The organism is Streptomyces bugieae (assembly GCF_036352915.1).
GTDB lineage: Bacteria > Actinomycetota > Actinomycetes > Streptomycetales > Streptomycetaceae > Streptomyces > Streptomyces endophytica.
On sequence record NZ_JAZBJP010000005.1, the window covers coordinates 66,235 to 90,733 of the forward strand.

At 75.6% G+C, this 24,499-nt stretch carries 14 protein-coding genes; 6 read left to right on the plus strand and 8 right to left on the minus strand.

Translation table 11 applies throughout. From position 1 onward, the window contains the following. Positions 1–847 precede the first annotated feature (847 nt). From V2J85_RS13370 to V2J85_RS13395, 6 genes are all read left to right on the plus strand, one after another. The gene (locus V2J85_RS13370; protein ID WP_330821696.1) at positions 848–2,731 is read left to right on the plus strand and encodes a YfjP family GTPase; all 1,884 of its coding nucleotides are present in this window, start codon (positions 848–850) and stop codon (positions 2,729–2,731) included. 177 nt (positions 2,732–2,908) lie between these two features. Then, on the plus strand, positions 2,909–3,553 hold the full coding sequence (locus tag V2J85_RS13375; RefSeq protein WP_330821697.1) for a single-stranded DNA-binding protein: 645 nt from the start codon (positions 2,909–2,911) through the stop codon (positions 3,551–3,553). Positions 3,554–3,785: 232 nt separating this feature from the next. Continuing rightward, the gene (locus tag V2J85_RS13380) at positions 3,786–5,183 is read left to right on the plus strand and encodes a Cys-Gln thioester bond-forming surface protein (RefSeq protein WP_261951424.1); all 1,398 of its coding nucleotides are present in this window, start codon (positions 3,786–3,788) and stop codon (positions 5,181–5,183) included. A gap of 572 nt (positions 5,184–5,755) precedes the next feature. Further along, positions 5,756–7,420, plus strand: coding sequence for an energy-dependent translational throttle protein EttA (gene ettA, locus V2J85_RS13385; protein WP_330821698.1), 1,665 nt, complete (start codon positions 5,756–5,758; stop codon positions 7,418–7,420). Between the two features lie 4 nt (positions 7,421–7,424). Further along, entirely contained in the window at positions 7,425–7,859 is a 435-nt protein-coding gene (locus V2J85_RS13390; RefSeq protein WP_330821699.1) for an acyl-CoA thioesterase, read from the plus strand. Next, a complete protein-coding gene (locus tag V2J85_RS13395; protein WP_330821700.1) occupies positions 7,856–8,668 on the plus strand; it encodes a DUF8185 domain-containing protein in 813 nt (270 codons plus the stop codon). Before V2J85_RS13390 ends, V2J85_RS13395 begins: the two co-directional genes overlap by 4 nt. A gap of 8 nt (positions 8,669–8,676) precedes the next feature. On the opposite strand, the gene V2J85_RS13400 is transcribed toward V2J85_RS13395, so the two are convergent. The 8 genes from V2J85_RS13400 to V2J85_RS13435 form a co-directional block, all read right to left on the minus strand. Further along, positions 8,677–9,708, minus strand: a complete 1,032-nt coding sequence (locus V2J85_RS13400; RefSeq protein WP_330821701.1) for an ABC transporter ATP-binding protein — start codon at positions 9,706–9,708, stop codon at positions 8,677–8,679. After that, entirely contained in the window at positions 9,705–12,431 is a 2,727-nt protein-coding gene (locus V2J85_RS13405) for an FtsX-like permease family protein (protein WP_330821702.1), read from the minus strand. Before V2J85_RS13405 ends, V2J85_RS13400 begins: the two co-directional genes overlap by 4 nt. Positions 12,432–12,477: 46 nt before the next feature. Further along, positions 12,478–15,876 (minus strand): ABC transporter permease, encoded by a 3,399-nt coding sequence (locus V2J85_RS13410; RefSeq protein WP_330821703.1) that lies wholly within the window; start codon positions 15,874–15,876, stop codon positions 12,478–12,480. A gap of 255 nt (positions 15,877–16,131) precedes the next feature. Continuing rightward, the gene (locus V2J85_RS13415) at positions 16,132–16,536 is read right to left on the minus strand and encodes a globin (RefSeq protein ID WP_261951430.1); all 405 of its coding nucleotides are present in this window, start codon (positions 16,534–16,536) and stop codon (positions 16,132–16,134) included. Between the two features lie 487 nt (positions 16,537–17,023). Continuing rightward, positions 17,024–18,637: an FHA domain-containing protein gene (locus V2J85_RS13420; RefSeq protein ID WP_330821704.1), complete on the minus strand. Its 1,614-nt coding sequence runs from the start codon at positions 18,635–18,637 to the stop codon at positions 17,024–17,026. 331 nt (positions 18,638–18,968) lie between these two features. Next, on the minus strand, positions 18,969–20,459 hold the full coding sequence (locus V2J85_RS13425) for a PP2C family protein-serine/threonine phosphatase (RefSeq protein WP_330821705.1): 1,491 nt from the start codon (positions 20,457–20,459) through the stop codon (positions 18,969–18,971). A gap of 1 nt (position 20,460) precedes the next feature. Continuing rightward, positions 20,461–23,067 (minus strand): serine/threonine-protein kinase, encoded by a 2,607-nt coding sequence (locus tag V2J85_RS13430; protein WP_330821706.1) that lies wholly within the window; start codon positions 23,065–23,067, stop codon positions 20,461–20,463. Further along, positions 23,064–24,356, minus strand: coding sequence for a coiled-coil domain-containing protein (locus tag V2J85_RS13435; protein WP_261951434.1), 1,293 nt, complete (start codon positions 24,354–24,356; stop codon positions 23,064–23,066). The genes V2J85_RS13430 and V2J85_RS13435 overlap by 4 nt, the downstream gene beginning before the upstream one ends. Positions 24,357–24,499: the final 143 nt, after the last annotated feature.

Here is a 24,499-nt window from a genome sequence, read left to right on the forward strand (position 1 = left end):
GGAGAGAGCCGGTGGCGTGGAGAGGACCGGTGACGCAGGGAAGGCCGGTGGCGTGGCGAGAGCCGGTGACGAGCCGGGAACGGGGGACCAGGAGAGCGGCGCGCCCGGATGTGGCGAGTCCTGGAGCGGGCAGCCGGGGAGCGCGCGTACGGCGGTGGGGGAACCGGGCCCGGGCGGGGCGTGGGACGACGGGTTGATCGCCCGGCGGCTGCCGGAAGGCGGTGTTCCGCGGCCGGGCGCACGGCGGGGGACGGGCGGGGGGCGGATCGAGCCACGGGTCGAGCCGCAGTCCGGTGCCCCGGAGGTCGCTTCGGGCGCCGGCGCCGAGGAAGCGGGTGGTGGGTCATGCGTCGGGGCATATCCCGGGGCCTACGCCGAGGTCTACGCCGAAGCGCACGCCGGGACATACGGAGGGGCGTACGGCGAGCCGGGTGGCGCGCCGCGCGCCGTATCGGGTGGCGAGTCGGGTACCGCCTCTTCTGGCGCTGCCCCTACCGCGTCCTGTGGCACTACCCCTACCGGGGCATACGGAGCCGACCGGCCCGCTTCGTCCGGCGACGGACGGTCCGGTTCGTTCGCCGCCGAACGTTCCGGTTCGTTCGGAGAGGCGCGGGGCGTTTCGTTCGCAGAGGGGCGGGGCGGGTCGTCCGGCGAGGGGCGGGGTGGATCGTTCGGCGAGGGGCGCGTGGGGTCGTCCGCCGCGGCCTCCCTCGGCGCTTCAGGTGACAGGCCGTATGAGGGGCAGCGCCGCACCGCGCAGCCGTACGGCGGGCCGTTCGACCAGCCGGCTGACGGGCCGTACGACGAACCGTGCGGTGGGTCGCCGCAGGAGTCGCCCGCGGAGGCCATGGTGCAGCCGCGTCCACCGGTGGAGGGCTATCGGTGGGTCGCGGACGGGGGCCGGCGGGCGCCGGGGGGCGGGTTGCGGGCGCGGCTGGAGGCGTTGCGGGAGCTGATCGCGCTGTCGCGGTCACGGCTGGACGGGCGGACGCTGGCGGCGGCCGGGCGGGTGCTGGCGGCCGCGGACGAGCGATACCGGCTGTCCGGCGAGCACACCGTGGTTGCCATCGCCGGAGCCACCGGCAGCGGGAAGTCGTCGCTGTTCAACGCCCTGGCGGGGGCGAACCGTTCGCAGGTCGGGCCGCGGCGGCCGACCACCGCCGAACCGGTGGCGTGCGTCTGGCCCGGCGGCAGACCGGGCGCCGAGGGGCTGCTGCGGCGGCTCGGGGTGTCCGCGCACCGTCGGCACATCGCCGCGGACGGCAGCCCCGAACTGCGCGGACTCATCCTGATCGACCTGCCCGACCACGACTCCTCGGCCACCGAACACCGCGCCCAGGTCGACCGGATGCTGGAGTTGGTGGACGCGGTGATCTGGGTGGTCGACCCGGAGAAGTACGCGGACGCGGTGCTGCACGAGCGCTATCTGCGGCCGCTGGCGGGCTATGCAGAGGTGATGTTCGTCGTCCTCAACCAGGTGGACCGGCTGCCCGGCGAGGCCGCCGACCAGGTGGTGGACGATCTGCGCCGGCTGCTCGACGAGGACGGGCTGGCGCTCGGCGAACACGGGGAGCCGGGCGCGGCGGTGCTCGCCCTCTCGGCGGCGACCGGCAAGGGCGTGGCGGAACTACGGGAGTCACTCGGCCAGTTCGTCGCCGAACGGGGCGCGGCGGACCGGCGGCTGGCGGCGGACGTGGATGCGGCGGCCGAGCGGCTGCGGTCGGTGTACGTGGCCCGGAGCCAGGTCGGACTGACCGAACGGGCCCGCGAGGAATTCGCCGACCGGTTGGCCGAGTCGGTCGGCGCGGTCGCCACCGGGCGGGCGGCGGAACGCGACTGGCTCCGGTACGCGGAACGGGCCTGCGGGTCCCCCTGGGCGCGGATGCGGGGCCGCCGGCCCCGTGGCGCGCGGTCGACCCACGGGCCGGGAGGCGCCACGACCGGAGCGGGGCACGCGACGACCGGGGTAGGACACGCGACGACCGGTGTGGGAGACCGGTCGACCGGCGTGGGACGCGGAACGACCGGGGTGCGCACCCCGGAGCCGACGGGCACTCAGCAGGACACGGTCGCCGGGTGTACGAGCCGCAAGGGCGCGGCCGGACCTCCTTCCGTGGGGCGGCAGGTGACGGCGGGGCACCGGAGGACGTCCGGGGCCTGGGGCGGCGACGCGACCGGGGAGCCGGTGGTGGTCCGGGCGGCGGCCCGGCCGGTGGTGGAGCAGGCCGTACGGGGCGTGGCCGCGGAGGCGGCGCACGGGCTGCCGACGCCCTGGGCGCAGGCGGTGCGCGAGGCCGCGGACCGGGGCGCGTGCGGGCTGCCGGAGGCGCTGGACAAGGTGGCGGCCGATGCCGAGGAGGCGCTCCGGGGCGGGCCGGCCGTCAAGCCGCGGTGGTGCACGGTGGCCGCCGCGCTGCAGGGGACGCTGTCCGTCCTGCAACTCGTCGGGGTGCTCTGGCTGGTGGCGGCGCTGACCGGTCTGGTCGATGCCTCGACCTGGGTCTCCGGGCTGCTGCCCGCGGTCATCGGGTCGGTGGGCGGCCCGGCGCTGGGGTGGCTGTGCCGGGTGGTGGCCCGCGGTCCCGCGCGGCGGTACGGGCAGGACGCCGAGCGACGGCTGCGGAACGCGGCGGCGGCCTGCGGCCGGGGCCGGGTGCTGGAGCCGGTCGCCGCCGAGTTGCTGCGCTACCGCGAGGTGCGGGAGCAGTACGCGGTGGCGTCGGGGGTCTGAGGGCGGACGGCGCGGGGCTGGGGCGGTGTGCCCCAGCCCCCCTTGCGGGTGGCCGAGTTGTCCACAGTCGGCAGGTTGTCCACAGGCCGCGGCGGGGCTTGCCGGATCCGTGCAGCATGAGGTCGACGCGGCGCGAGCGACCCGGCGAGCGCGCGGAGGACGGGGGAGTGGATTTCCGTGAACGAGACGATGGTGACGCTGGTGGGCAACGCCGCGACGGCGGTGGAGCACCGGCAGACCACGGCGGGCGTGACGGTGGCGAGGTTCCGGCTCGCGGCGACGTCCCGGCGGTGGGACAAGGCGCAGGAGCGGTGGACCGACGGGGAGACGAGTTTCTACACGGTCCGGTCGTGGCGCGGTCTGGCCGACAACGTCGCGGCCTCGGTGGCGGTGGGCGAACCCTTGGTGGTGCAGGGGCGGTTGCGGCTGAGGGAAGGGGAACAGCCGCCGGAGAAGGGCGGACAGCGCTGGTTCTCGGCCGAGGTCGACGCCGTCGCGATCGGACACGACCTGTCGCGCGGCACGGCGGCCTTCCGCAGAGTCACCCGCGTGAGCCGTATGAGCACGACGGACCAGGAACCGTCCCCGGCCCCGCGCGTGGACCCGGAGCAGGTCCCGTCCGAGCGCCGGGACCTCGGGCCCCAACCACGGGCGAGCGCAGGGAGGTTGGGATCGCGGCCCGACGGGAGGCCGGAGGTGGCGGTAGGGGTCGAAAAGGAAGCCGTCGAGCCAGTCGCAGAGGCAGTCACCAAGGCAGTCACCAAGGCGGTCACCGGGCCCATCACCAGGGGGAATTCGCCCCAGAAGGCCGCAGTGCCCTGAAACGTTCCGGGGATTTGTCGATAATGCCAGGTCAGGGTGCCTGTGTTCGGTAACGATTGCGATTCGGATCGCTTATGGGATGCCATTAGTGGGGACCCTGATGCGCCTGCTCCATAAGATCCGACGAGTACTCACGGGGGCTCACGGGGGCTGACGTTCGGCTTTTGAGTTCTTTGGATCTTTCCGGCGAGGCAACTTCCCCACCCGACCGCCTCGCCCAGAGGGGAAATTCATGCTTTCGATGAAGAGGCGGGGCGCAGCCCGCCTTGCCGCCGCGGTCGTGGCCTCCGGCCTGGTCGCGGCGGGTGCGATAGCCACCGCGGGGACCGCAGTGGCGGACGAGACGACCCCGGCCCACGGGGGTGCCACCGCCACGCTCGGCGGCCTGAAGATCTTCGACCAGGCGGTCGTGCACAACGACGGCGGCGACCAGCGCGTCGGCGCGGGCCTCTTCGAGATGTCCGTCGACAACGGCGGCACGCTCCAGACGTACTGCATCGACATCCACAACCCGACGCAGCAGCAGGCGAAGTACCAGGAAGTGCCCTGGAGCGCCTCGTCGCTGCACAACAACGCGGACGCCGGCAAGATCCGCTGGATCCTGCAGAACTCCTACCCGCAGGTGAACGACCTCGCCGCCCTCGCCTCCAAGGCCGGTGCCGGGAACCTCACCGAGAAGACCGCGGCGGCCGGTACCCAGGTCGCGATCTGGCGCTTCTCCGACCACGTGAAGGTGGACGCGGTCGACCCGGCGGCGGAGAAGCTCGCCGCCTACCTCGAGAAGAGCGCGCAGAGCGTCGAGGAGCCCAAGGCGTCGCTGACGCTGGACCCGCCGGCCGTCTCCGGCAAGTCGGGCAGCAAGCTCGGCCCGGTCACCGTGCACACCAACGCCGACAGCGTGACGATCTCCCCGGCCGCCGGTGCGCCGGCCGGCGTCAAGATCGTCGGCAAGGACGGCAAGCCGGTCACCAGCGCCGCCGACGGCACCCAGCTGTTCTTCGACGTGCCGAAGGGCACCGCGGACGGCAGCACCTCGCTGACCGCGCAGGCCGCCACCAAGGTGCCGGTCGGCCGGGCCTTCACCGGCATCGGTGAGCACGCCAAGAGCCAGACCCAGATCCTGGCCGGCTCCAGCGAGTCCACCGTCTCCGCGGCCGCCACGGTCTCCTGGAAGAAGCAGGGCGCCATCCCGGCGATCACCGCCGAGAAGAACTGCGCCAAGGGCGGCGTGGACGTCACGGCCAGCAACAAGGGCGATGAGGCGTTCCACTTCCAGCTGGCGGGCAAGGACTACGAGATCGCCCCGGGCAAGTCGCAGACCGTGACCGTTCCGGTTGCCGAGGACCAGCCCTACGAGATCACGATCAAGGGTGCGGGCGGCTTCAAGAAGACCTTCTCCGGGGTCCTCGACTGCAAGACCGCCGGCAGCGGCGGCGGTAAGCCCTCGCCCAAGCCCAGCCCGGCGTCGGTCGGCGGCAACACCGGTGGCGGCCACGGCACCGACCTCGCCGAGACCGGTTCCAGCAGCGCCACCCCGATGATCGCGGGCGTCGCGGTCGTCCTGGTCGTGGTCGGCGGCGCCGCGGTGTTCTTCCTCCGTAAGAAGAAGACCGGCACCCCCGCCCAGTAAGGGCCTCAGCAGTAGGCGCCCCGTTTTCGTGAGCGGCCCGACGCCTGCGACCAGCGGCAACGAGGCGATCACCGAGCCGAGCACCGGGGTGATCAGGGCCGACCACCGAGCTGACCACCGAGGCGATCAGCGCCGACCACCGAGCTGACCACCGAGGCGATCACCTCGTCGATCAACGAGGCGATCAACGAGGTGATCGACGAGGCAATCTGCGCGCGGCGGGAACAAAACGTGGACCCGAGCGGTTATCGCTCCGGGGCCACGGACGTGCGGTCCCGGGGCGCGCCCCCCAAGTGCCCCGACGCCGCATGACGCCGTCTTCGGCCCCTCGGCATCCCGCACCCCGCCCGCCGTGCCCGCACCCCCTCGCGGGCGTCCGCCCCTCGGCACCCGTTTCCTTCCGGGGACGGACGTACGGCAAGATGGGTGTATCTGCCCTCCCACGGTCGCGACGGACGTCACGACGGCCGCATGGCGCTCGCGCGGCGCACGCATGACGGACGGACGACGGTCGATGGCCCGGGGCGGTGCCGTACAGACCCTGATCGATCCAATCTGCCGGACGGTTTCTCTTGGCTGAGTACATCTACACGATGCGCAAGACGCGCAAGGCGCACGGCGACAAGGTCATCCTCGATGACGTGACGCTGAGCTTCCTGCCGGGCGCGAAGATCGGTGTCGTGGGTCCCAACGGCGCCGGTAAGTCCACGGTGCTGAAGATCATGGCCGGTCTCGAGCAGCCGTCGAACGGCGATGCCTTCCTCTCGCCCGGCTACACCGTCGGCATGCTCCTGCAGGAGCCGCCGCTGGACGAGTCCAAGACCGTGCTGCAGAACGTGCAGGACGGCGCCGCCGAGATCATGGGCAAGCTGCACCGCTTCAACGAGGTCGCCGAGCTGATGGCGACCGACTACAGCGACGAGCTCATGGAGGAGATGGGCAAGCTCCAGGAGGACCTCGACCACGCCAACGCGTGGGACCTGGACACCCAACTGGAGCAGGCCATGGACGCGCTGGGCTGCCCGCCCGGCGACTGGCCGGTCACCAACCTCTCCGGTGGTGAGCGCCGCCGCGTCGCGCTGTGCAAGCTGCTGCTGGAGGCCCCCGACCTGCTGCTGCTCGACGAGCCCACCAACCACCTGGACGCCGAGTCCGTGCAGTGGCTGGAGCAGCACCTCGCGAAGTACCCCGGCACCGTCGTCGCCGTCACCCACGACCGGTACTTCCTCGACAACGTCGCCGGCTGGATCCTGGAGCTCGACCGCGGCCGCGCCCACGGCTACGAGGGCAACTACTCCAAGTACCTGGAGACCAAGCAGGCCCGCCTCAAGGTCGAGGGCCAGAAGGACGCCAAGCGCGCCAAGCGCCTCAAGGACGAGCTGGAGTGGGTGCGCTCCAACGCCAAGGGGCGGCAGGCCAAGTCCAAGGCCCGTCTGGCGCGTTACGAGGAGATGGCCGCCGAGGCCGACAAGATGCGGAAGCTGGACTTCGAGGAGATCCAGATCCCGCCGGGCCCGCGCCTGGGCAACGTCGTCGTCGAGGTCGACAAGCTCAACAAGGCCTTCGGCGAGAAGGTCCTCATCGAGGACCTCAGCTTCACCCTGCCGCGCAACGGCATCGTCGGCGTCATCGGCCCGAACGGCGCCGGCAAGACCACGCTGTTCAAGATGATCCAGGGCCTGGAGACCCCGGACTCCGGCGACATCAAGGTCGGCGAGACCGTCAAGATCTCCTACGTCGACCAGGGCCGCTCCAACATCGACCCCAAGAAGACGCTGTGGGCCGTCGTCTCCGACGAGCTGGACTACATCAACGTCGGCCAGGTCGAGATGCCCTCGCGGGCGTACGTCAGCGCCTTCGGCTTCAAGGGCCCGGACCAGCAGAAGCCGGCCGGCGTGCTCTCCGGTGGTGAGCGCAACCGCCTCAACCTGGCGCTCACCCTCAAGCAGGGCGGCAACCTCCTGCTCCTCGACGAGCCGACCAACGACCTCGACGTCGAGACGCTCTCCTCGCTGGAGAACGCGCTGCTGGAGTTCCCGGGCTGCGCCGTGGTCGTCTCCCACGACCGCTGGTTCCTCGACCGCGTCGCCACCCACATCCTGGCGTACGAGGGCGAGTCCAAGTGGTTCTGGTTCGAGGGCAACTTCGAGTCTTACGAGAAGAACAAGGTCGAGCGCCTCGGTGCGGACGCGGCCCGTCCGCACCGCGCCACGTACAAGAAGCTCACCCGGGGCTGACCTCGTGCGACACCTCTACTCGTGCCCCCTGCGCTGGTCGGACATGGACGCCTTCGGCCACGTCAACAACGCGGTGTTCGTCCGCTACCTCGAAGAGGCGCGGATCGACTTCATGCGCCGGCTCGCGCCGGGGGACGGCAGCCCGTCGTTCACGGGCGGCTCGGTGGTCGCCCGGCACGAGATCGACTACGTGCGGCCGCTGGTGCACCGGCCCGCACCGGTCACCGTCGAGTTGTGGGTGACGAGGATCAGCGCCGCGTCGATGACGGTCGCCTACGAGGTCAAGGACGAGGACACCCTCTACCTGCGGGCCTCGACCGTCGTCGTGCCGTACAACTTCGCCGAGGAGCGTCCGCGCCGCCTCACCGCGGAGGAGAAGGCGATCCTCAAGGAGTACCTGGCCGACGCGTCGCACCAGGAGGGGGCCGTCGCGGTATGACGGTGCTCGCCCTCGTCGACGCCGGGGAGGCGGCGGACCTCGCCGCCTTCCTCGCCCGGCTGATCCACTACGACCGGGCCGCCGCGGTCCGGCTGCAGACCGGTGGCGGGGTGCTCGCCGTCTTCGGCCGGCCGCCGTCCTTCGAGGTGCTGGCGATCCGTACGGCCCGGCTCGCCGCGCCCACGGGCCCCGGCGACGACCGGGCCGGCGGCCGCTCCGGAGCTGCGGGCCCCGCTCGGGACGGTGGTCCGGACAGCGCCCCCGCCGAAGGACCGGCCTCCGGCCTCGACATCACCGTCTCCGCCGGTGACCTCCTCGAAGGCGTCGACGAGGAGCAGGGCACGCTGACCGTGCCCGCCGCCGTCACCGGCCCGCCGTGGGCCGGGCTGCTGCCGCCGCGCGGCGGCTGGCAGCGGGTGCCCGGACTGCCCGCGCCGGAGGCGCTGCGGCGCGCGGTGGCCGCGGCGGTCGCCGAGTTCCGGGCCCGGGACGAGGCACTGCCGCCCGAGCGCCGGACCCGCGCCGAACGCGACCGTATCGGCCGGGAGATCTGGTCGCGCACCCTCGGGGACACCCACCTCCCGCTGCGCGCCGCGCACGCCGCCCAGTCGCTGGGCTTCCTCCGCCCGGTCCGCACGGCCGTGCTCGCCTCCGGCGGCGGCCCGCACCCCACCGAGCCGCCGGCGCTGACCCTGCTGTCCGCGGGTGGCTGGCTGCGGCTGCGCACCCCGTACGGGTCGGTCGCGGTGCGCACCGGCGGGCCGTCCGGGCTCACCGGCCTGTCGGGGCTCACGGTCACCCCCGTCTGAGCCGCGGCCTAAGTCGTCGCCCCGTTACCGGACTTCGGGCCGTCACCGGCGCCGCGGTCGGTGTTGCCGTCCGCCGTCGGGTCCGGCCACACGCCGATGTGGTCGCTCTCCAGCTCCAGCAGCACCCGGTGCGCCATGCCCAGGCTGCTGGTGTAGTCGGCCGGCAGCTGGAGCCGGCCGGCCCGGTCGAGCATCGCGTACTCCCGCGCCACCAGCGCCTCCCGGCCGGTCGCGGCGTCCCGTTCGGTGCGCCGCAGCACCTCCGACGACGTCCGGCCGTCGCGGATCGCGACCGTGCGCCGCACCTCGTCCGCCACCGCCTGGTCATGGGTGACGATCACGATCGTGGTGCCCAGCTCCTCGTTGGCGGTGCGGAACGCGGCGAAGACCTGCTCGGCGGTGTGCGAGTCCAGTTCGCCGGTGGGCTCGTCGGCCAGCAGCACCGACGGGGTGTTGGCCAGCGCCACCGCGATGGCGGTGCGCTGCTGTTCGCCGCCGCTCAGCTGGTGCGGCCGGCGGTCCCGGCAGTGGTCCAGCGACAGCATCGCGAGCAGCCGCTCGGCCGCCTTCGTACGGGCCGCCCGGCGCCGTCCGCCGCGCAGCTGCATCGGCAGGGTGACGTTCTGCAGCACCGTCAGATACGGCAGCAGGTTGCGGGCGGTCTGCTGCCAGACGAAGCCGACGACCTCCCGGCGGTAGGTGAGCCGGGCCCGGGCGTCCATGGTCAGCAGATCGCGACCGGCGACCGTGGCGGCGCCCGCGGTCGGCACGTCCAGGCCGGCGAGGATGTTCATCAGCGTCGACTTGCCGCTGCCGGACGCCCCCACCAGCGCCATCAACTCGCCCTCGGACACCAGCAGATCGAGGCCCTGGAGGGCCTGCACCTCGACGCCGTCCGCGGAGAAGACCCGCACCAGACGGTCGCAGGCGATCAGCGCGTCGTGCCCGTAGGCGGGCCGCTCGCGCCGGGCCGCCGCCCGCGCCTCCAGGTCCGCCAGGCTCACCGGCGCGCTCGTGGCGTCCTCGGGCCGTGTGCTCATGAGGGGTCCCCCGCTCTCAACTCGGTGCTCTCCCGCCGCCGTTCGCCCACCCACGCCTGGACCAGGGCGACCGCCAGGGCCAGGACGACCACGCCCGCCGACGGCAGCAGCAGGGACGCGGGATCGGTCTGCAGCCGTACGGTGCCCGGCCCGCCGCCGGCCGTGCCGGGCAGGGCGAGCGGGGTGAGGTCCGTGCCCGGGCCCAGCAGCCGGATCGCGGCGGCCCCGGCCAGCACCCCGCCGACCGCCGCGAGCAGCGCCGGCGGCAGCGCCTCCAGCACCATCAGCCGCCGTCCCCGGCCCGGGGGCAGCCCCATCGTGCGGAGCCCGGCCAGGAGACGGGTGCGTTCCGGTGCGGTCCGCAGCAGGGAGAGGAGCAGGGCGAGCAGCGCGAACCCGGCACCGGCCACCACGGCGGCGGTGTAGAGGCGTTCGGCGCCCTGCTGGAGCGGCGAATCGGCCAGCTCGGCGCGTTCGGCGGAGCGCAGCGACACCTGGACGGCGAGGGACGCCGGGGCGTGGGCGCGGACCGCGGCCCGCAGCGCCCCGGCGTCCAGCCCGCGGCCGGACAGCAGCATCGTGGTGGGGCCGTTGTCCGCCTCGGCGTAGGTGTCGGGGTGCACCCGGGCCACGCTCCGGGCGTTGATCAGCACGAAGTCGCCGCCCGGCTGGGCCGGGGTGTCGGCGCGCACCGCCCGGGGCCGGACGACGAGTTGGCCGAAGTCCGGTTGCAGCGCCATCGGGGCGTCGCCGAACCGGGTCCGTACGCGCGGGGAGACGATCGCGGGCAGCGGCCGGTCACCGCCCGGGTCGGCGAGGTCGGCGGCGGGGAAGGCACCCAGCCCCATGGCGCGGGCGAGCCGGGCGTACGCCTCGGGTTCGGCGATCACCAGGTAGAGGGGCGGGCCGCCGTCGTCCGCGGTCAGCGCGCTGATCCGCAGCGGTACGGCGTCCTCGACGCCCGGCACCCGGGCCACGGCGTGCTGCAGCGCGGCGGGCAGCGGCCGTTCGGCGGAGATCCGGGCCTCGGCGCCGGCCGCGGTCAGCGCCGCACGGTCCCGGGCCGTGGCGACCCCGGCGAGCACCGAGCCGCCGAACGACGCGGTGGTCAGCGCGACCAGGAGGGCCAGCAGCGGCAGGCCCGCGGTGGCCGGGGCGCGGCCCGCGCGGGCCAGGGCCAGGAAGCCGGTCAGTCCGGACGTGCGGGCGGCCGGGCGGGCCGCCAGCCGCAGCGGCAGCGGCCACAGCCGCAGCAGCACCAGCGCGGCGATCACGGCGACGAGCACCGGGGCCGCGCTGACCAGGGCGTCCACGCCCCCGCCGGCCGTGGTGCGGCGGCGCAGCGCGACCACCGCGGCCACCGCCAGGACCAGCACGGTCAGTTCGGCGACCGTCCGGCGCCGGGAGGGGCGGGCGCCGGCCAGATCGGCACGGGCGGCCGGGCGGGGACGGCGGTGTGCGGCGGCGGCCCGCAGCGGCAGTGCGAGCGTGCCCAGCAGCCCGGCCCCGGCCGCCGCCAGCAGCGCCGGCACCACCCGCTCACCGGGCACCAGCAGCAGCGCCAGCCCGCCGCCGGCCGCCGCGGCGGGCAGTGCCACCACCGCGGTCTCCGCCGCCAGCCGCCCGGCCAGGCCCGTCAGCGACGCGCCGCGGGCCCGCAGCAGCGCCAGTTCCGGGCGGCGGCGGTCCGCGGTCAGCGCACCGGCCATCAGCAGCACGATCCCCGCGACGGTGCCGAGGCCGCACGCCGCCACCGCGATGACCGGGGCGATCGCCGCCCGGGTCCGTGCGTAGCCGTCCAGCAGACCGTCCACCGCGCTGTCGGCCAGCGCGCCGGTACCGGCCACCGCGCGCAACTTGGCCAGCGTCGCGCCGTGTTCGGCGGACGCCACCCGCTCCCGCAACAACGGGGCGTCCGCGGCGGTCAGCGCACCGGCGTCGACCGGATAGTGCCAGAACTTCTCCGGCTCCCCGGCGGTGGCGGGCAGCGCCGGCCCGTCCCCGGGAGCCAGCAGCAGCCCGGCGCGCCAGAACCGCTGCGCCGGCACCCCCTCGGTCACGGCCCGGCGCGGCGCCGCCCGCAGCGCATCGGCGGCCCAGTAGTCGCCGTCCGGCTCCCGCGGCGCGAGCAGTCCGGAGATCCGTACGGTCAGCCCGTTCAGATGCAGGGTGCGGCCGGTGCGCAGGTGCAGGGTGCGGGCGGTGGCCGTGGTCACCGCGGCCTCCAGCGTGCCCGCCCCCGGGGCGCCGGCGCGCGGCAGCCGGCCCTCGGTGACGGTCGCGTGCCGGCCGAGGCCGGAGGCCGCGTACAGCGACAGCTCCGGATCGACGCCGTCCGGCCGCGGCAGCCAGGGGTCCCCGGCCGTCAGCGGCTTCGTGGTGCGGACGCCGTGCACCGCGTCCGCCGCCGGGGTCCGCAGCGGGGCGTGGAACAGGCCCCGGATCGCCCGGTCCTGACGGTCCAGCGCCGCCGCCGTGTAACCGGCCGCCGGGTCCGCGCCGGTGACGTCCGCCCGGCCGACGGAGACCTCCACCGCCCGCTGCTCGGGCGGCGCCGAGCCGAGCGCATCGCGCAGCCCCGCCGTCTCGTACGCCGTCACCCCGCGCGGGAACGCCGCCGCGAGGAACGCCGTGACCAGCACCAGCGCGCCCAGCGCCAGCGCCGCGGCGCGCGCGGACCGCAACCGGATGCCCAGCCAACCCGGCCGGGTGAGCGCCTTCACCGGTCCTCACCCGCCCGCCGCGCCGTCGCCGTCACTGCCGCCACCGTCACCGCACCCCCTGCCCGCGCAGCGCCGCCACCGGGTCGCCGCGGCGCAGCCCGAGGGCCGCGACGACCAGCAGCGGCCCGGCCGCGACCGCCGCCAGCAGCCCGGCCACCTGGCCGGCCGGCAGCTCCACCAGCACCGGCGGCACCGGGCGGGTGGCCTGCCCGGTCAGCACGACCAGCGGCACCACCGCCCGGGTCAGCACCGCCCCCAGCACCCCGCCGACGGCCAGCGCCAGCACGATCAGCACCCCCTGCTCGGCGGCGAGCATCCGGGCCAGCTGCCGGCGCGGCGCCCCCAGCGCCCGCAACACCGCGAACTCGCGGTCGCGTTCGCGGACCGATCCGGCGGCCCCGACCGCGAAACCGACCGCCGCCAGCGCCACCGCGACCACCGCGGCCGCGGTCAGCGCGGTCTGCGGACCGAGCCCCAGCGGATCGTCGTGCAGTTCCCGGGCGATCTCCGCGCGCACCAGGACCTGGCCGGGGTCGGTGTCCGGGCGGGCGCGCAGCGCCTCGACGACCCGGTCCACCGCGCCCGGCCGGGGCCGCAGCCACCACTCGGTGGCGGTCAGCGGCGCGGCGTCGAGGTCGGCCAGCGCCGCGTTGACGGCCCCGAAGTCGACCAGCAGCCCGCCACCGGCCGGCGGGCCGTCCGCCGGGCCGGGCAGCGCCCGCACCGCCCGCACGATCCGCGCCTTCACCTGCTGCCCGCCGACCGGCAGATCGACCACCGACCCGACCCGGGAGCCGCTGTCGCGCAGATACGCGTCGGTGGCCACGGCGGCGAGCGGCGGCAGCGGCGGATGCGCGACGGTGATCCGCACGGTCGTCACCGCCGCGCTCCACTCGTCGGGCCGGGCACCGGTGTCGTACGTCTGCGCCAGCAGCCCGCCGGCGGGCACCTCGGCCCGGCCCGCGCGCGGCCCGAACGGCTGGCCCAGGTAACTGCTCTTCTCGGTGATGCGGGCCCGCCAGCCCAGCCCGGCCGGCGCGGTGCGCGGGCGGACGGTCCCACCTGCGGTGACGGCCTGCGCGGCGGAGACGGTCAGCCGCTGACGGTACGACACCGGCGACTGGTCCATGTCGGCCAGCAGGCCGGTCACCCGCAGCGGCCCGGCCGGGCGCCCGGCCGGCGGACCCGCCGCGGCGGTCAGGTCCGCGCGCAGGGTGTGCGGCCGGCCGTCGGCCGCGAGCCGGCCCAGCGGCAGCGTGTACGGCACCCCGAACCGGTCGGTGACCTGGACGGAGAGGGTCGCGGGCACCGGCCCGGTGTCCTTCCCGGGATTGCCGAGCCGCGGGCCGTCGGCCACCGGCGGCAGCGCCTTGACGGACCGCAGCTCCGCCGTCACCCGCAACGCGGCGGTATCGGAGGGGAGTTGAAGCCCCACGGTCCGGTCGTCCTCCGGCGCCACCGCGCGCAGCACCCCGTCCGCGGCGCCCGCCGAGTCCGCGGGACCACCCGCCAGGTCGCCGCGCAGCAGCAGCGCGCCCGCCGACCTTCGGGAGTCCACCGCGAGCAGTGAGGAGGACCGCTCGCCTGACAGGTCCAGGTTCACGATCCCCACCGGCAGCGCCGCGGCCACCCCCGGCACCGCCGCGTAGCCGCCGCCCTGCCCCATCTCCGGTGTCCTGCTGGTTAGTACGCGCACCGCCGCGCCCGCCCGGAAGTCGGCCTGGTTGTCCTGCGAGCGCTGCCAGGACGCGCGCTGGCCGATCGCCAGCATGCCCAGCGCGGTGGCCAGCACCAGCAGCAGCACCGGTCCGGCGCCCCGGCCCGCGTACCCGCCGCCCGTGCGGAGGCCGGTGCCGGGGGAGGTGCGCCGGCTGATCTGCCAGCCGGCCAGCGCCGCGGCCAGGCCCCGGCCGCGGGCCGCGCCCCGCTCGGCGATCCGGGCCGCGAGCGGCAGCAGCCGCAGCGTCAGCACCGTACCGGCGAGCAGCGCCAGCGCCGGGGCGGCCACCAGCACCGGGTCGACGCCCAGCGCGCCGGTCCCGTCCCCGGTCAGCACCCCGCCGCCCGCCCCGCCGTTCGCGGTCCGCTGCCGCAACTGCCAGTACGCCACCCCGGCGATCACCAGCAGCCCCACATCCGCGCCGGCCCGTGCGGCACCGGGCAGCGCACCGGCCCGCCGCCGGCGCGGCGCGTCGGACCCGGTCCCGAGCAGCGCGGGGGCGGCGACCGCGAGGGCGCAGCCCAGGGCCACGGCGGCGCCGGTCAGCCAGGTCGCGACGGTGAGCCGGGTGTCCAGCGGCAGCCCGATCCGGGCCAGGGCGCCGTGGGAGGCCAGCAGCCGGATCAGCGGTCCGGACAGCAGCGGCCCGGCGACCGCGGCCGGGACGGCCAGCAGCAGCGACTCGGCGAGGGCCAGCCCGGCCAGCTGCCGCCGGGCGGCGCCGCGGGCCCGCAACAGGGCCGTCTCGCCGGCCCGTTCACCGCTCAGCATCCGGGCGACCAGCAGCAGCGCGTACCCGGCGAGCAGGACCAGCTGGAGCGCGACGATCAGGATCGCGGCGCGGTTCACCAGCAGCGCCCGCCGCAACTGCCCCAGCGCCGCGGGCAGATCGGTGCTCGCGGTGGCATGGCCGGCGAACGCCGGATCGGCCATCAGCGCCTTGGGGGCCCGGCCGGCCGCGGCGCCGAGCGCCGGCAGCCGGTCTGCGGTCAGCGTGCGGAAGTCGGCGGTGGCGAGCCAGCCCACCGAGTCCTGCACCAGCCGTCCGTCGCGGAACGCCGCCGGGTCGGCCAGCAGCGGCCCGTAGGTGGTGAAGCCGACCGTGCGCACCCCTCGGCCGCCGAGGTCGTCGAGGTTCCAGTACGGGTCGGTGCGGTCCTCGGGCCGGTAGACGCCGGTGACCTGGACGGTCAGATGCGGCGGTCCGGACAGCCGGTTGTCCAGCGTGAACCGCCGTCCGGGCCCGGCCCCGAGCCGGGCGGCCGCGGCCTCGGGCAGCGCGACCGGCAGCGGACCGTGCCGTTCCGCCGTGGGCCAGCGGCCCCTGACGAGGGTGAGCCGGGAGCGGTCGAGGGCCGCGAGCTGGGTGAGGTCCGGTTCACCGGTGCGGCCCCGGGACGGCGGGCGCGTTCGGGGCAGTGCGTACGGCCCGGAGCGGGTCAGCGTCCGCACCGTGTACGGCAGCCCGTCGAACGCCCGCCGGGCCGCCGCGGCCACCGCCCGGTCCGCGGACTGCCTTGCTTCGGGCGGGAGTTGGGCCTTCACCTGGAGCGCGGCGGCCGCTGCCGACCTGGTCCGCAGCGCCTGCCGGAGCCCGGCGTCGCCGACCGACTCCGAGAACGCCGCCAGTGTCGCCAGCACCGTCCCGGTCAGCAGCACCGACAGCAGGGCGGCGGCCAGCAGCAGGCGGTGCGCCCGCACGCGCAGTACGGCATAGCCGGCCACGGTCCCCCCTGCCGTGTTCGGCGTCGAACCCATTCGGTCGTACGCAGTCCTCTGAACGCACCCGGCCGGGCGGAGTCAGCCGCCCGGATTCACACGAATGATCGACGCAACGGATGAAACGGATGCTGTCAGAGTGCGGGGCGTCCGGTAAGCGGTTTCCGGGGTCCCTTGACCGGATCGTGACGGGAGGTGTCCGGGAGTACACCCCGGGGCGCGACGGGGTGTGGGAGGTGTGACGTATCTCTCGCGCCGGCGTCAGTCCGCGGTGTTGATCATCGACGCGGCCGCGTACGTGAGGTAGTCCCACAGCTGCTTTTCGTGTTCCCCGGCCAGGCCGAGCGAGTCCACCGCGTCCCGCATGTGCCGCAGCCAGGCGTCGTGCGCGGCCCGGTCGACGGTGAACGGCGCGTGCCGCATCCGCAGCCGGGGGTGCCCGCGGCCGTCGCTGTACGTGCGGGGGCCGCCCCAGTACTGCATGAGGAAGAGCGCCAGCCGCTCCTCGGCCGGCCCCAGGTCCTCCTCCGGGTACATCGGCCGCAGCAGCGGGTCCTCGGCGACTCCCTGGTAGAAGCGGTGCACCAGGCGCCGGAAGGTCTCCTCGCCACCGACCTGTTCGTAGAAGGTCTGCTCCTGCAGCGTGCCGCGTGGAATCTCGTTCACGGCTCCATGGTGGCATGGGGCGCCCCACACGTATTTGCTGCGCCTCCCACGTACCTCGCCGTCCCGCCGTCGGGCTTGTTCGCCGTTGCGCCTGGCGGCGGGCGTTTGTGTGTCGGGTGCGGTGCCGGCCCTCCAGACTTCGTCCTCCGGTCCAGCCCCTCCCGTGAGTGGGTGGTGAGAGGCCGGTGGGGGTGATTGTGGTCACTTCACTGCCCGTGCGTGACCAGTGACGCCCGCCCCCACCCACCCGCACCCTTCCCCAACGGGAGGGGACGGGCCGGAGGGGCCTGGTGTGTGGACGTAAAGCGTCAGCAGTCCACACACCAGGCCCCGGAGGTCCGTCACCGCACCCACCACAACCCAGCCCGCCGCAGGCGCCACGGCGAACAACAACCGCGGCGGGACAGACGGGTACGTACGGGGCGCCGCAAAGCGCGCAACGGCGAGAACAACCGCGGCGGGACGGCCAAGTACGTGGGAAGGAAGCTCAGCCGCGCCGCACCGTGAGCGTCGTCCAGGCGCCGACGTGCACCCGGTCGCCCTCGTGGAGCGGCACCGGCACGTACGGCTGGATCGGCTCCTCGGCGAGGTTGATCGTGGTGCCGTTGGTGGAGTTCTGGTCCACCACCGCCCAACTGCCGTCCTGCTGCTGCACCAGCAGCGCGTGCTGGTGCGAGACGCCCGGGTCCTCCGGTGCGCTGCCCAGGTCGATGTCCGGGGACTCGCCGGTGCTGTTGCGGCGGCGGCCCACCGCGAGCTGGCCGTTGGCGAGCGGCAGCACCTGCTCCGGGGAGTACGAGGGCAGGTTGAGCCCCGCCGCCTCCGGGCCGCTGCGGCCCATCATCGCCATGAAGTACTCGCGGTCCGGCGCGATCGCCACCACCCAGCCGTCACCGACGACCGGCGGCGGACCCTGCGGCGGCGCGGCGGGACCCTGGCCGGGGCCGGCGTTCCACTGCTGGTCCGGCCCGGGCCCCTGCGGCGGCATCTGCTGCTCGAACGGGGGCGGCGGCTGCTGGTCGTACGGACCGGGCTGCTGGTCGTACGGGCCCGGCTGCTGCGGCGGGAACGGTGCGGGCGGCTGCTGCTCGAACGGCGCCTGCGGGCCGGGGCCCGGCGGCGCGGGGGCCATCGGCGGCGGCGCGCCCTGGGCCGAGGGCGGGCTCAGGGGCCAGTCGTCGGCCTGCGGCGGCGGGCCGGGCTGGCCGGCCGGGCCGGGGCCGGGCATGCCGGGCGGCGGGCCGGGCTGGCCGGGGAAGCCACCGGGGCCGGGCTGGCCGGGACCGGGCGGCATGCCCTGCGGGGCCTGCGGCTGCTGGTGCTGCGGCGGCGGGAAGCCGTAACCGCCCTGGCCGTCCTGGCCGGGGGCGCCGGGACCGGGCATCGGCTGGCCGGGACCGGGGCCACCGGGACCCGGGCCGGGGCCGCCGGGGCCGGGTGCGGGCGGTGGGAAGCCGTAGCCGCCCTGGCCGCCCTGGGTACCGGGACCGCCGGGGCCGGGGGCGCCGGGTGGCGGGCCGGGCTGGCCCATGGGCTGCCCGGGCGGGGCGTAGGACATCGGGGAGTTGGTGAGGAAGTTGTAGCGGCACTCGGCGCAGAACGGTGCCATCCCGTCCCGCGGCGTACCGCACTGCGGGCACGGCTCACCCGGTGCGCCGGGACCGGACTGGTCGGGTCCGGGGCCGGGCATCGGCTGGCCGAGGCCGGGACCACCGGGGCCCGGACCGGGGGCACCGGGGCCGGGGGCCGGCGGCGGGAAGCCGTAACCGCCCTGGTCACCCTGGGGGCCGGGGCCACCGAAACCGGGGCCACCAGGGCCGGAGCCGGGGCCGCCGGGGCCGGGTGCGGGCGGCGGGAAGCCGTAGCCGCCCTGGCCGCCCTGGGTACCGGGACCGCCGGGACCGGGACCGGGGGCGCCGGGCGGCGGGCCCGGCTGGCCCGGCGGCGGACCGGGCTGGCCGGTCGGCTGGCCGGGCGGTGGCGTGTTCAGGAAGCCGGCAGGCAGGGAGGGCGGCGGGGGCACAGCACCCGGCATCCGCTGGCCGCACACCTCGCACCAGTCTTCGGCCACCGACTGGTGGCCGTTCGGGCAGGTCGGCATGTCGGTTCTTCCCCCTCCGTACCGTTTTCTGTCGCTGGTACTGCTCGGTACTGATCGTGGTTCTCTGTCGCTTTTTCCTCGCGCGAACGGTGCGCGCGGCGCGTGCGGCGGGAGTCATCCCGCCGGCCCCGGCACCCTTCGCCTTCGTCGCACAGTACCGGGCGCCGCATTGACGACGCCCACCACCTTCGCAAGGAGTTTCGCACTCTCCTTCTTCCGTGCGACGTCGGACGGCCGGTCAGTGCCGCCCGAAGTCCCCGTGCCACGACCGGAATCGGGCCGAACCTCCGCTAAGCCGTCATCCCTCCCTTGATGACTGGCTTGTGGTGATTCAGCCGGTCCGGTCGGGGGCCGGTGCAGGGAACGGCACCACCGCCACGGTGACGTTGTCGTGCCCGCCGCCGGCGAGCGCATGGGCGACCAGCGCCCGGGCCGCGGGCAGCGGCCGGGCCGGCGCGTCGTACGGCAGCACCGCGGCCATCTGCTCCGCGGTGTCGGCGTAGTTCCACAGCCCGTCCGTGCACACCACCACGACGCCCGGGCCGTCCGGCTTGAACGACGCGGTGTGCGGCTCGACCTCGTAGGCGTCCGCGCCCAGCCAGCCGGTGATGGCGTGTGCCCGCTGGTCGGCGTTGGCCTCTTCCTCGGACATCAGGTTGTTGGCGACCATCTGGGCGGCCCAGGAGTCGTCCTCGGTGAGCCGTACGGGCGGCGCCGTGCGGTCGTTGGGGATCCAGTACGCGCGGCTGTCGCCGACCCAGCCGACGGTCAGCAGCTCCCCGCCGACCAGCACGCCGACGATGGTGCAGGCCGGGGCGTTCTGCTGGCGGTGCTCGTCGTGTGCGATCGAGGGGTCGGAGGCGAGTGCGTCCACCGCCGTGGAGGCGGTCAGCACGGCCTCGTGCATGGCCTGCTGGGGGTGGGTGCCGCGCGGCAGCGACGCCGCCAGGGCCTCGCCGGCCGCCTCGGACGCCGCCCGGGACGCGTCGTCCGGGCGGGTCGCCGAGGAGACGCCGTCACAGACCACGGCCACCACGGCGGGCGCGCCGTCCGGCAGCGCGGCGGCCCGCAGCGCGAAGAAGTCCTCGTTGCGGTGGTGGCGGTGGCCCCGGTCGCTGACCGCCGCGACGCCCGCCAGCTCCCGCTCCATGTGGTCCCGTTCCGGTCCCGTGGCGGCGGGTTCCGGGGCGGCCTCCGGGGCGGGCGCGGCGACGGGCGGTGCCGGCGCCGGCGGGGGATCGAAGGGCGAGCCGCCCGACGGCGGGTCGAACGGCGACCGCTCCGACGGGGGATCGAAGGGCGTCTCCTCCGGGGCGGTCGCACCGGCCCCGTCCGCGGTCGCCCCGGTCGCGCCTGCCCCGTCGGCGTTCGCCCCGGCCGCGGCGTCGGCGACCGCCTCGTACCCGGCGACCCGCGGATCGGCCGGCGGATCGGCCAGCGGACCGGCAGGCGGACCGGCCGGCGGGCCCGCGTCCGCACCCGGCAGACGGGTGCCGGGGTCGGGCGGCGGCGGCCCGGCCGGGGAACCGCCGGCGGGCGGTGCGGGAGGTACGGGAGGTGCGGGCGGCACCGGGGGCCGTGGCGGCACCGGAGGCGCGGGCGGCGCCAGTTCGTACACCGACGGCTCCGACGACTCCGACGACTCCGGCCCCTCCGGCGCCTCCGACGTCCCCGACGGATCCGAAGCCGCCTGCGTCGTCGGCGCCGCCTGCGCCCCGGCCGCCGCTGCCGGCAGGACGGCGCCGCACCGTCCGCAGAACCTGTCCGCCGCCTCGTACGGCTCGTCGCAGCCCGCACACCGGAACGGCCCAGTCACACCCATGTCACACCCATGTCCTGGGGCGGAAGCGGTTGGCCCGTTCCACCAGTTCGATCCTTCTCTCACCACGTTCCGCCAGCCGCGCCAGCAGGCGGTACGACCGTTCCAGGCCGAACCGCAGCCCGCGCTCGTCCAGCGGGCTGCCGAGCAGCACCGGCGGTCCGCCACCGTCCGCCGTACCGTCCGGTCGGGCACCGTGGCTCCCGGAGAGTACCCAGTCCAGGGCCGCGCCGAGTACCTCCGTGGCGAGTTGTTCCCGCCGTCCGGCGTCCAGGCCGAAGTCCGAGAGCGCCTCGACCTGTTGGGCGGCCGCCCGCAGGTCCGGCAACAGCGGATCCTCGGGCGGGCGCTGCCGCAGCCGCGCGCGGACCGCCGCGATCCGCGCCGCGGTGTAGTGGATGGACGACGCGGGCACGGACTCCAGGGCCTCGACCGCGCCCGCCCGGTCGCCCGCCGCCAGCCGCACCCGCGCCAGCCCGAACGCCGCACTGACGTAACTGCGGTCGGTCGCCCACACCAGGCGGTAGTACTCCACCGCGTTGTCCCACTGCTCCAGCAGCTCGGCACACAGGCCCAGCGCCAGCTTGGGCGCCGGCTCGCCCGGGAACGCGTCGTAGACCGCGTCGAAGGCCAGCGCCGCGGTCTCCCGGTCGCCGGTCGCCAGCGCCAGCAGGCCGCGGTGCCACACCACCCGCCAGTCGGCGCCCAGGTCACCGGGCCCGTCACCGGACGCGTCACAGGACCGTACGGCGGTGTCCCACGGCCCGGCGAGCGGGCCCGCCACCTCGTCCAGTACGGCCCGCGCGGCCGCGCCGTCGCCGTTCTCCAGATGGGTGCGCAGCTCCCGCAGCCGTATCTCCGGGGAGGCGACGGGCGCGGCGCGCAGCGCGGCGAGGAGTTCGGCCGGGGCGGCGGCCGGCAGCCCGGCCAGCAGCCCCGCGCCGGCGTCGTCCGGGTCCACCCGCGGCACCGGCAGCGCGAGCGCCGCACCGGCCACGTCCAGCGGCCGCAGCACCGGCCCGACGTCCGCCGCCTCCCCGGCCCGGCCCGGGGCCGCGCGGCGCGCCCCCAGCAGCGAACTGTCGCCCTCCTGCGGCGCCAGCAGCTCGGTGTCCGCCGCCCGGAGCTCCGGCCCGAACAGCTGCGACAGCGCCGGCCGCGGCTCGCCCGACCGGACCGCCACCACCTCCCGCAGCACCCCCGTCAGCTGCTCGGCCATCTCCTGCGCCGACCCGAACCGGCGGTCGCGGTCCGGGTCCGTGGCGCGCACCAGCAGCCGGTAGAACGACTCGTAGGCGCGGAACACCTCGATGTGGTCCGGATCGGGCAGCGAATCGGCGAAGACGTTGGTGTAGCCCTGGAAGTCGAAGGTGAGCACGGCGAGGGTGCGCGCGACGGTGTACAGGTCGGAGGCGACCGACGGGCCCAGCGCGGCGATCTCCGGCGCCTGGTAGCCGATCGTGCCGTAGATCGGGCTCTCGTGGTCGTCCATCCGGCGCACCGCGCCCATGTCGATCAACTTGAGCTGGTCGTGCTGCTGGATGGCGTTGTCGACCTTGAAGTCGCAGTACAGGTAGCCGCGGCTGTGCAGATGCCCGAGCGCCTCCAGCGCCTCGATGCCGTACGCGCAGGCCTGCTCCACCGGCAGCGGATCGCGCCTCCCCTCCGGCGTCCGCCGGTCGTTGGCGATGTCCTTCAGCGACTTGCCGCCGACGTACTCCATGACGATGTAGCCGTCGAGGCTGCCCGTCTCCCGGTCGAGGTGCTGCACGAAGTTGTAGATCCGCACGATGTTGGCGTGCTCGATCTCCGCCAGGAACCGCCGCTCGGACATCGCGACCGCCAGCGCCTCCTCGTCGCCGGTGTCCAGCAGCCCCTTGAGCACCACCCAGCGGTCCGACACCGCCCGGTCGATCGCCAGATAGATCCAGCCCAGCCCGCCGTGCGCCAGACAGCCCACGACCTCGTACTGGCCGTGCACCCGCTCCCCGGGCCGCAACTTCGGTACGAAGCTGTACGGATGGCCGCACTTGCCGCAGAACCCCTCCGAGCGGCCCGTCCGGCCCTCGCGCGAACGGCCCACCGGCGCACCGCAGTCCGCCCGGCTGCAGAACCGCTTGCGCTCGGGCACCTCCGGATGCGCCAGCACCGCCGTCCGCGGATCGGGCCGCGGCACCTGCGGCACCGTCACCAGGCCCGCGCCCAGCCGCCCCCGCGCCGACCCGGACGACGCCCCGCCACCGGACCCGCGCACCGACACCGCCGCCACCCCGCGCGCCGGCGCCCCGCCGGACCCGCCGCGCGGCAGCCGCCCGGACACCGAACGCCGCGACACCGGCCGCCGGGACCCGGGGACCCGCCCGGACGTCCCGGCACCGGAACCCGGGCCGGGGGAGGGGACGGTCAGCAGCGCACCGGCCGCCTCCCGCTCCTCCGGGCCGGCCAGGAACGCCCGGCCGGTGACGCCCGTCGGCGGCGCCGCCAGCAGCCCGTCCGGCGACACCACCGGCGGCAGCCCGCACCCGTCGCAGTACCGCTCACCACCGCCGACGTCCTCGTAACCGCCCGCACAGTCCCGCCGCTGGCAGCGCTCGCCGGCCCGCTCCGTCACGAATCCCCCCTGCTCTCCGGCTGCTGCGGAACCAGCACCTCCGCCGCCGCCTGCTGATACCGCCACACCGCCTGCTCGGCCGCCCGCAGATCGCACGGCGCGCTCCACAGCATCCGCCGCGCGATGTCGTACCGCTCCACCAGCAGCGGATCCTCCGCCAGGCCGTACCGCGCCACCCGCGCCCGGCACGCGTCCAGCCGGCCGCGCAGCTCCGCCCGTACGGCCAGCGGCGCGGTCACCGCCGTCAACGACTCGCGGGCCCGCTGCAGTTCGTCCTCCGCCCGCTCCTCCAGGCTGTCCAGCAGCGGCGACAGCCGGTGCCACTGCGCCCGCCGGCGGTACTCCGCGGCCGCCGCCAGCTGCTCGTGCAGCGCCGTCGACGGGCCGCTGACCGCCGGCACCTCCGACGCGGCGATCTTCGCCAGCACCTCGCCGCGCGCCTGCCGCGCCTCGGTCAGCGTCCGGTCCGCCCGCGACAGCACGTCCCGCAGCCGCATCAGCCGCCGCTCGGCGTCCTGCCGGACGTCCAGCACCGCCGCCACCTCCCGCCGGATGTCCTCCAGCGCCCGCGCCGCACGGTCGTAGCGCACGGTGTCCGGACGGCCGCCGCCCGGCGCCGAACTCCCCGTCGACGACGACACCCAGAACGCCAGCGGATCGGCGATCACCTGCGCCCGCAGCCGCGCCAGCTCGCCCGTGATCCGCTCCAGGTCGTCGCCGGCCGGATGCTCACCGGGCCGCACGCCCACCGAATGCGCCAGCGACCGGGTCCGCTGCAACTCGGCCGACAGCAGGTCTATCCGGGCCGGCAGCGCCGACCACACCGCGTCGGCCGCCACGATCACATCGAGGGAACGCGCGTACAGCCCGGTCATCCGCGCCACGAGCTCCTCCAGGCAGTACCGCTCGCCCGGCCCGCTCACCCCCGGCACCGTCACGCCCGCGCCGTGCAGCAGCTCCGTCAGCGCCGCCAGGTCCTCCGGGGACGGCCAGCGCCGCCGCGCCCGCAGCTCACGCGCCGCCGCCAACGCCCCCGTATACGCGTCGAACAGCGCCCACAGCACCGTGAGGGACCCCTCCGTGGCGGCCCAGCGCTCCTTCGTGGTGCCCGACAGATCCGCGCCCTCCAGCAGCCGGCGCCCCGCATGGTCCTGCAGCGCCAGCAGCGAGGTCTCGAGCGCCTCGTACTCGGCGCCGAGCCGCGCCAGGGCGCGGTCCACCTCCTCCAGGCCCAGCACCGGGGCATCGGAACTCCCCGCGGAACCGGGGACAGGTCCAGGGACCCCCATCGATCACCTCTCCAATACGCGTACGCTGCACGGCGATTGCTGCGACCGAGTCCGCGCGGCTGCTGCGGTCCGGCTCCCTCCGCCTCCTGTTCTGTCCGCTTTCCATAGTGACGCCATCGGGCACTGCGTGGGGCGATCGCCCG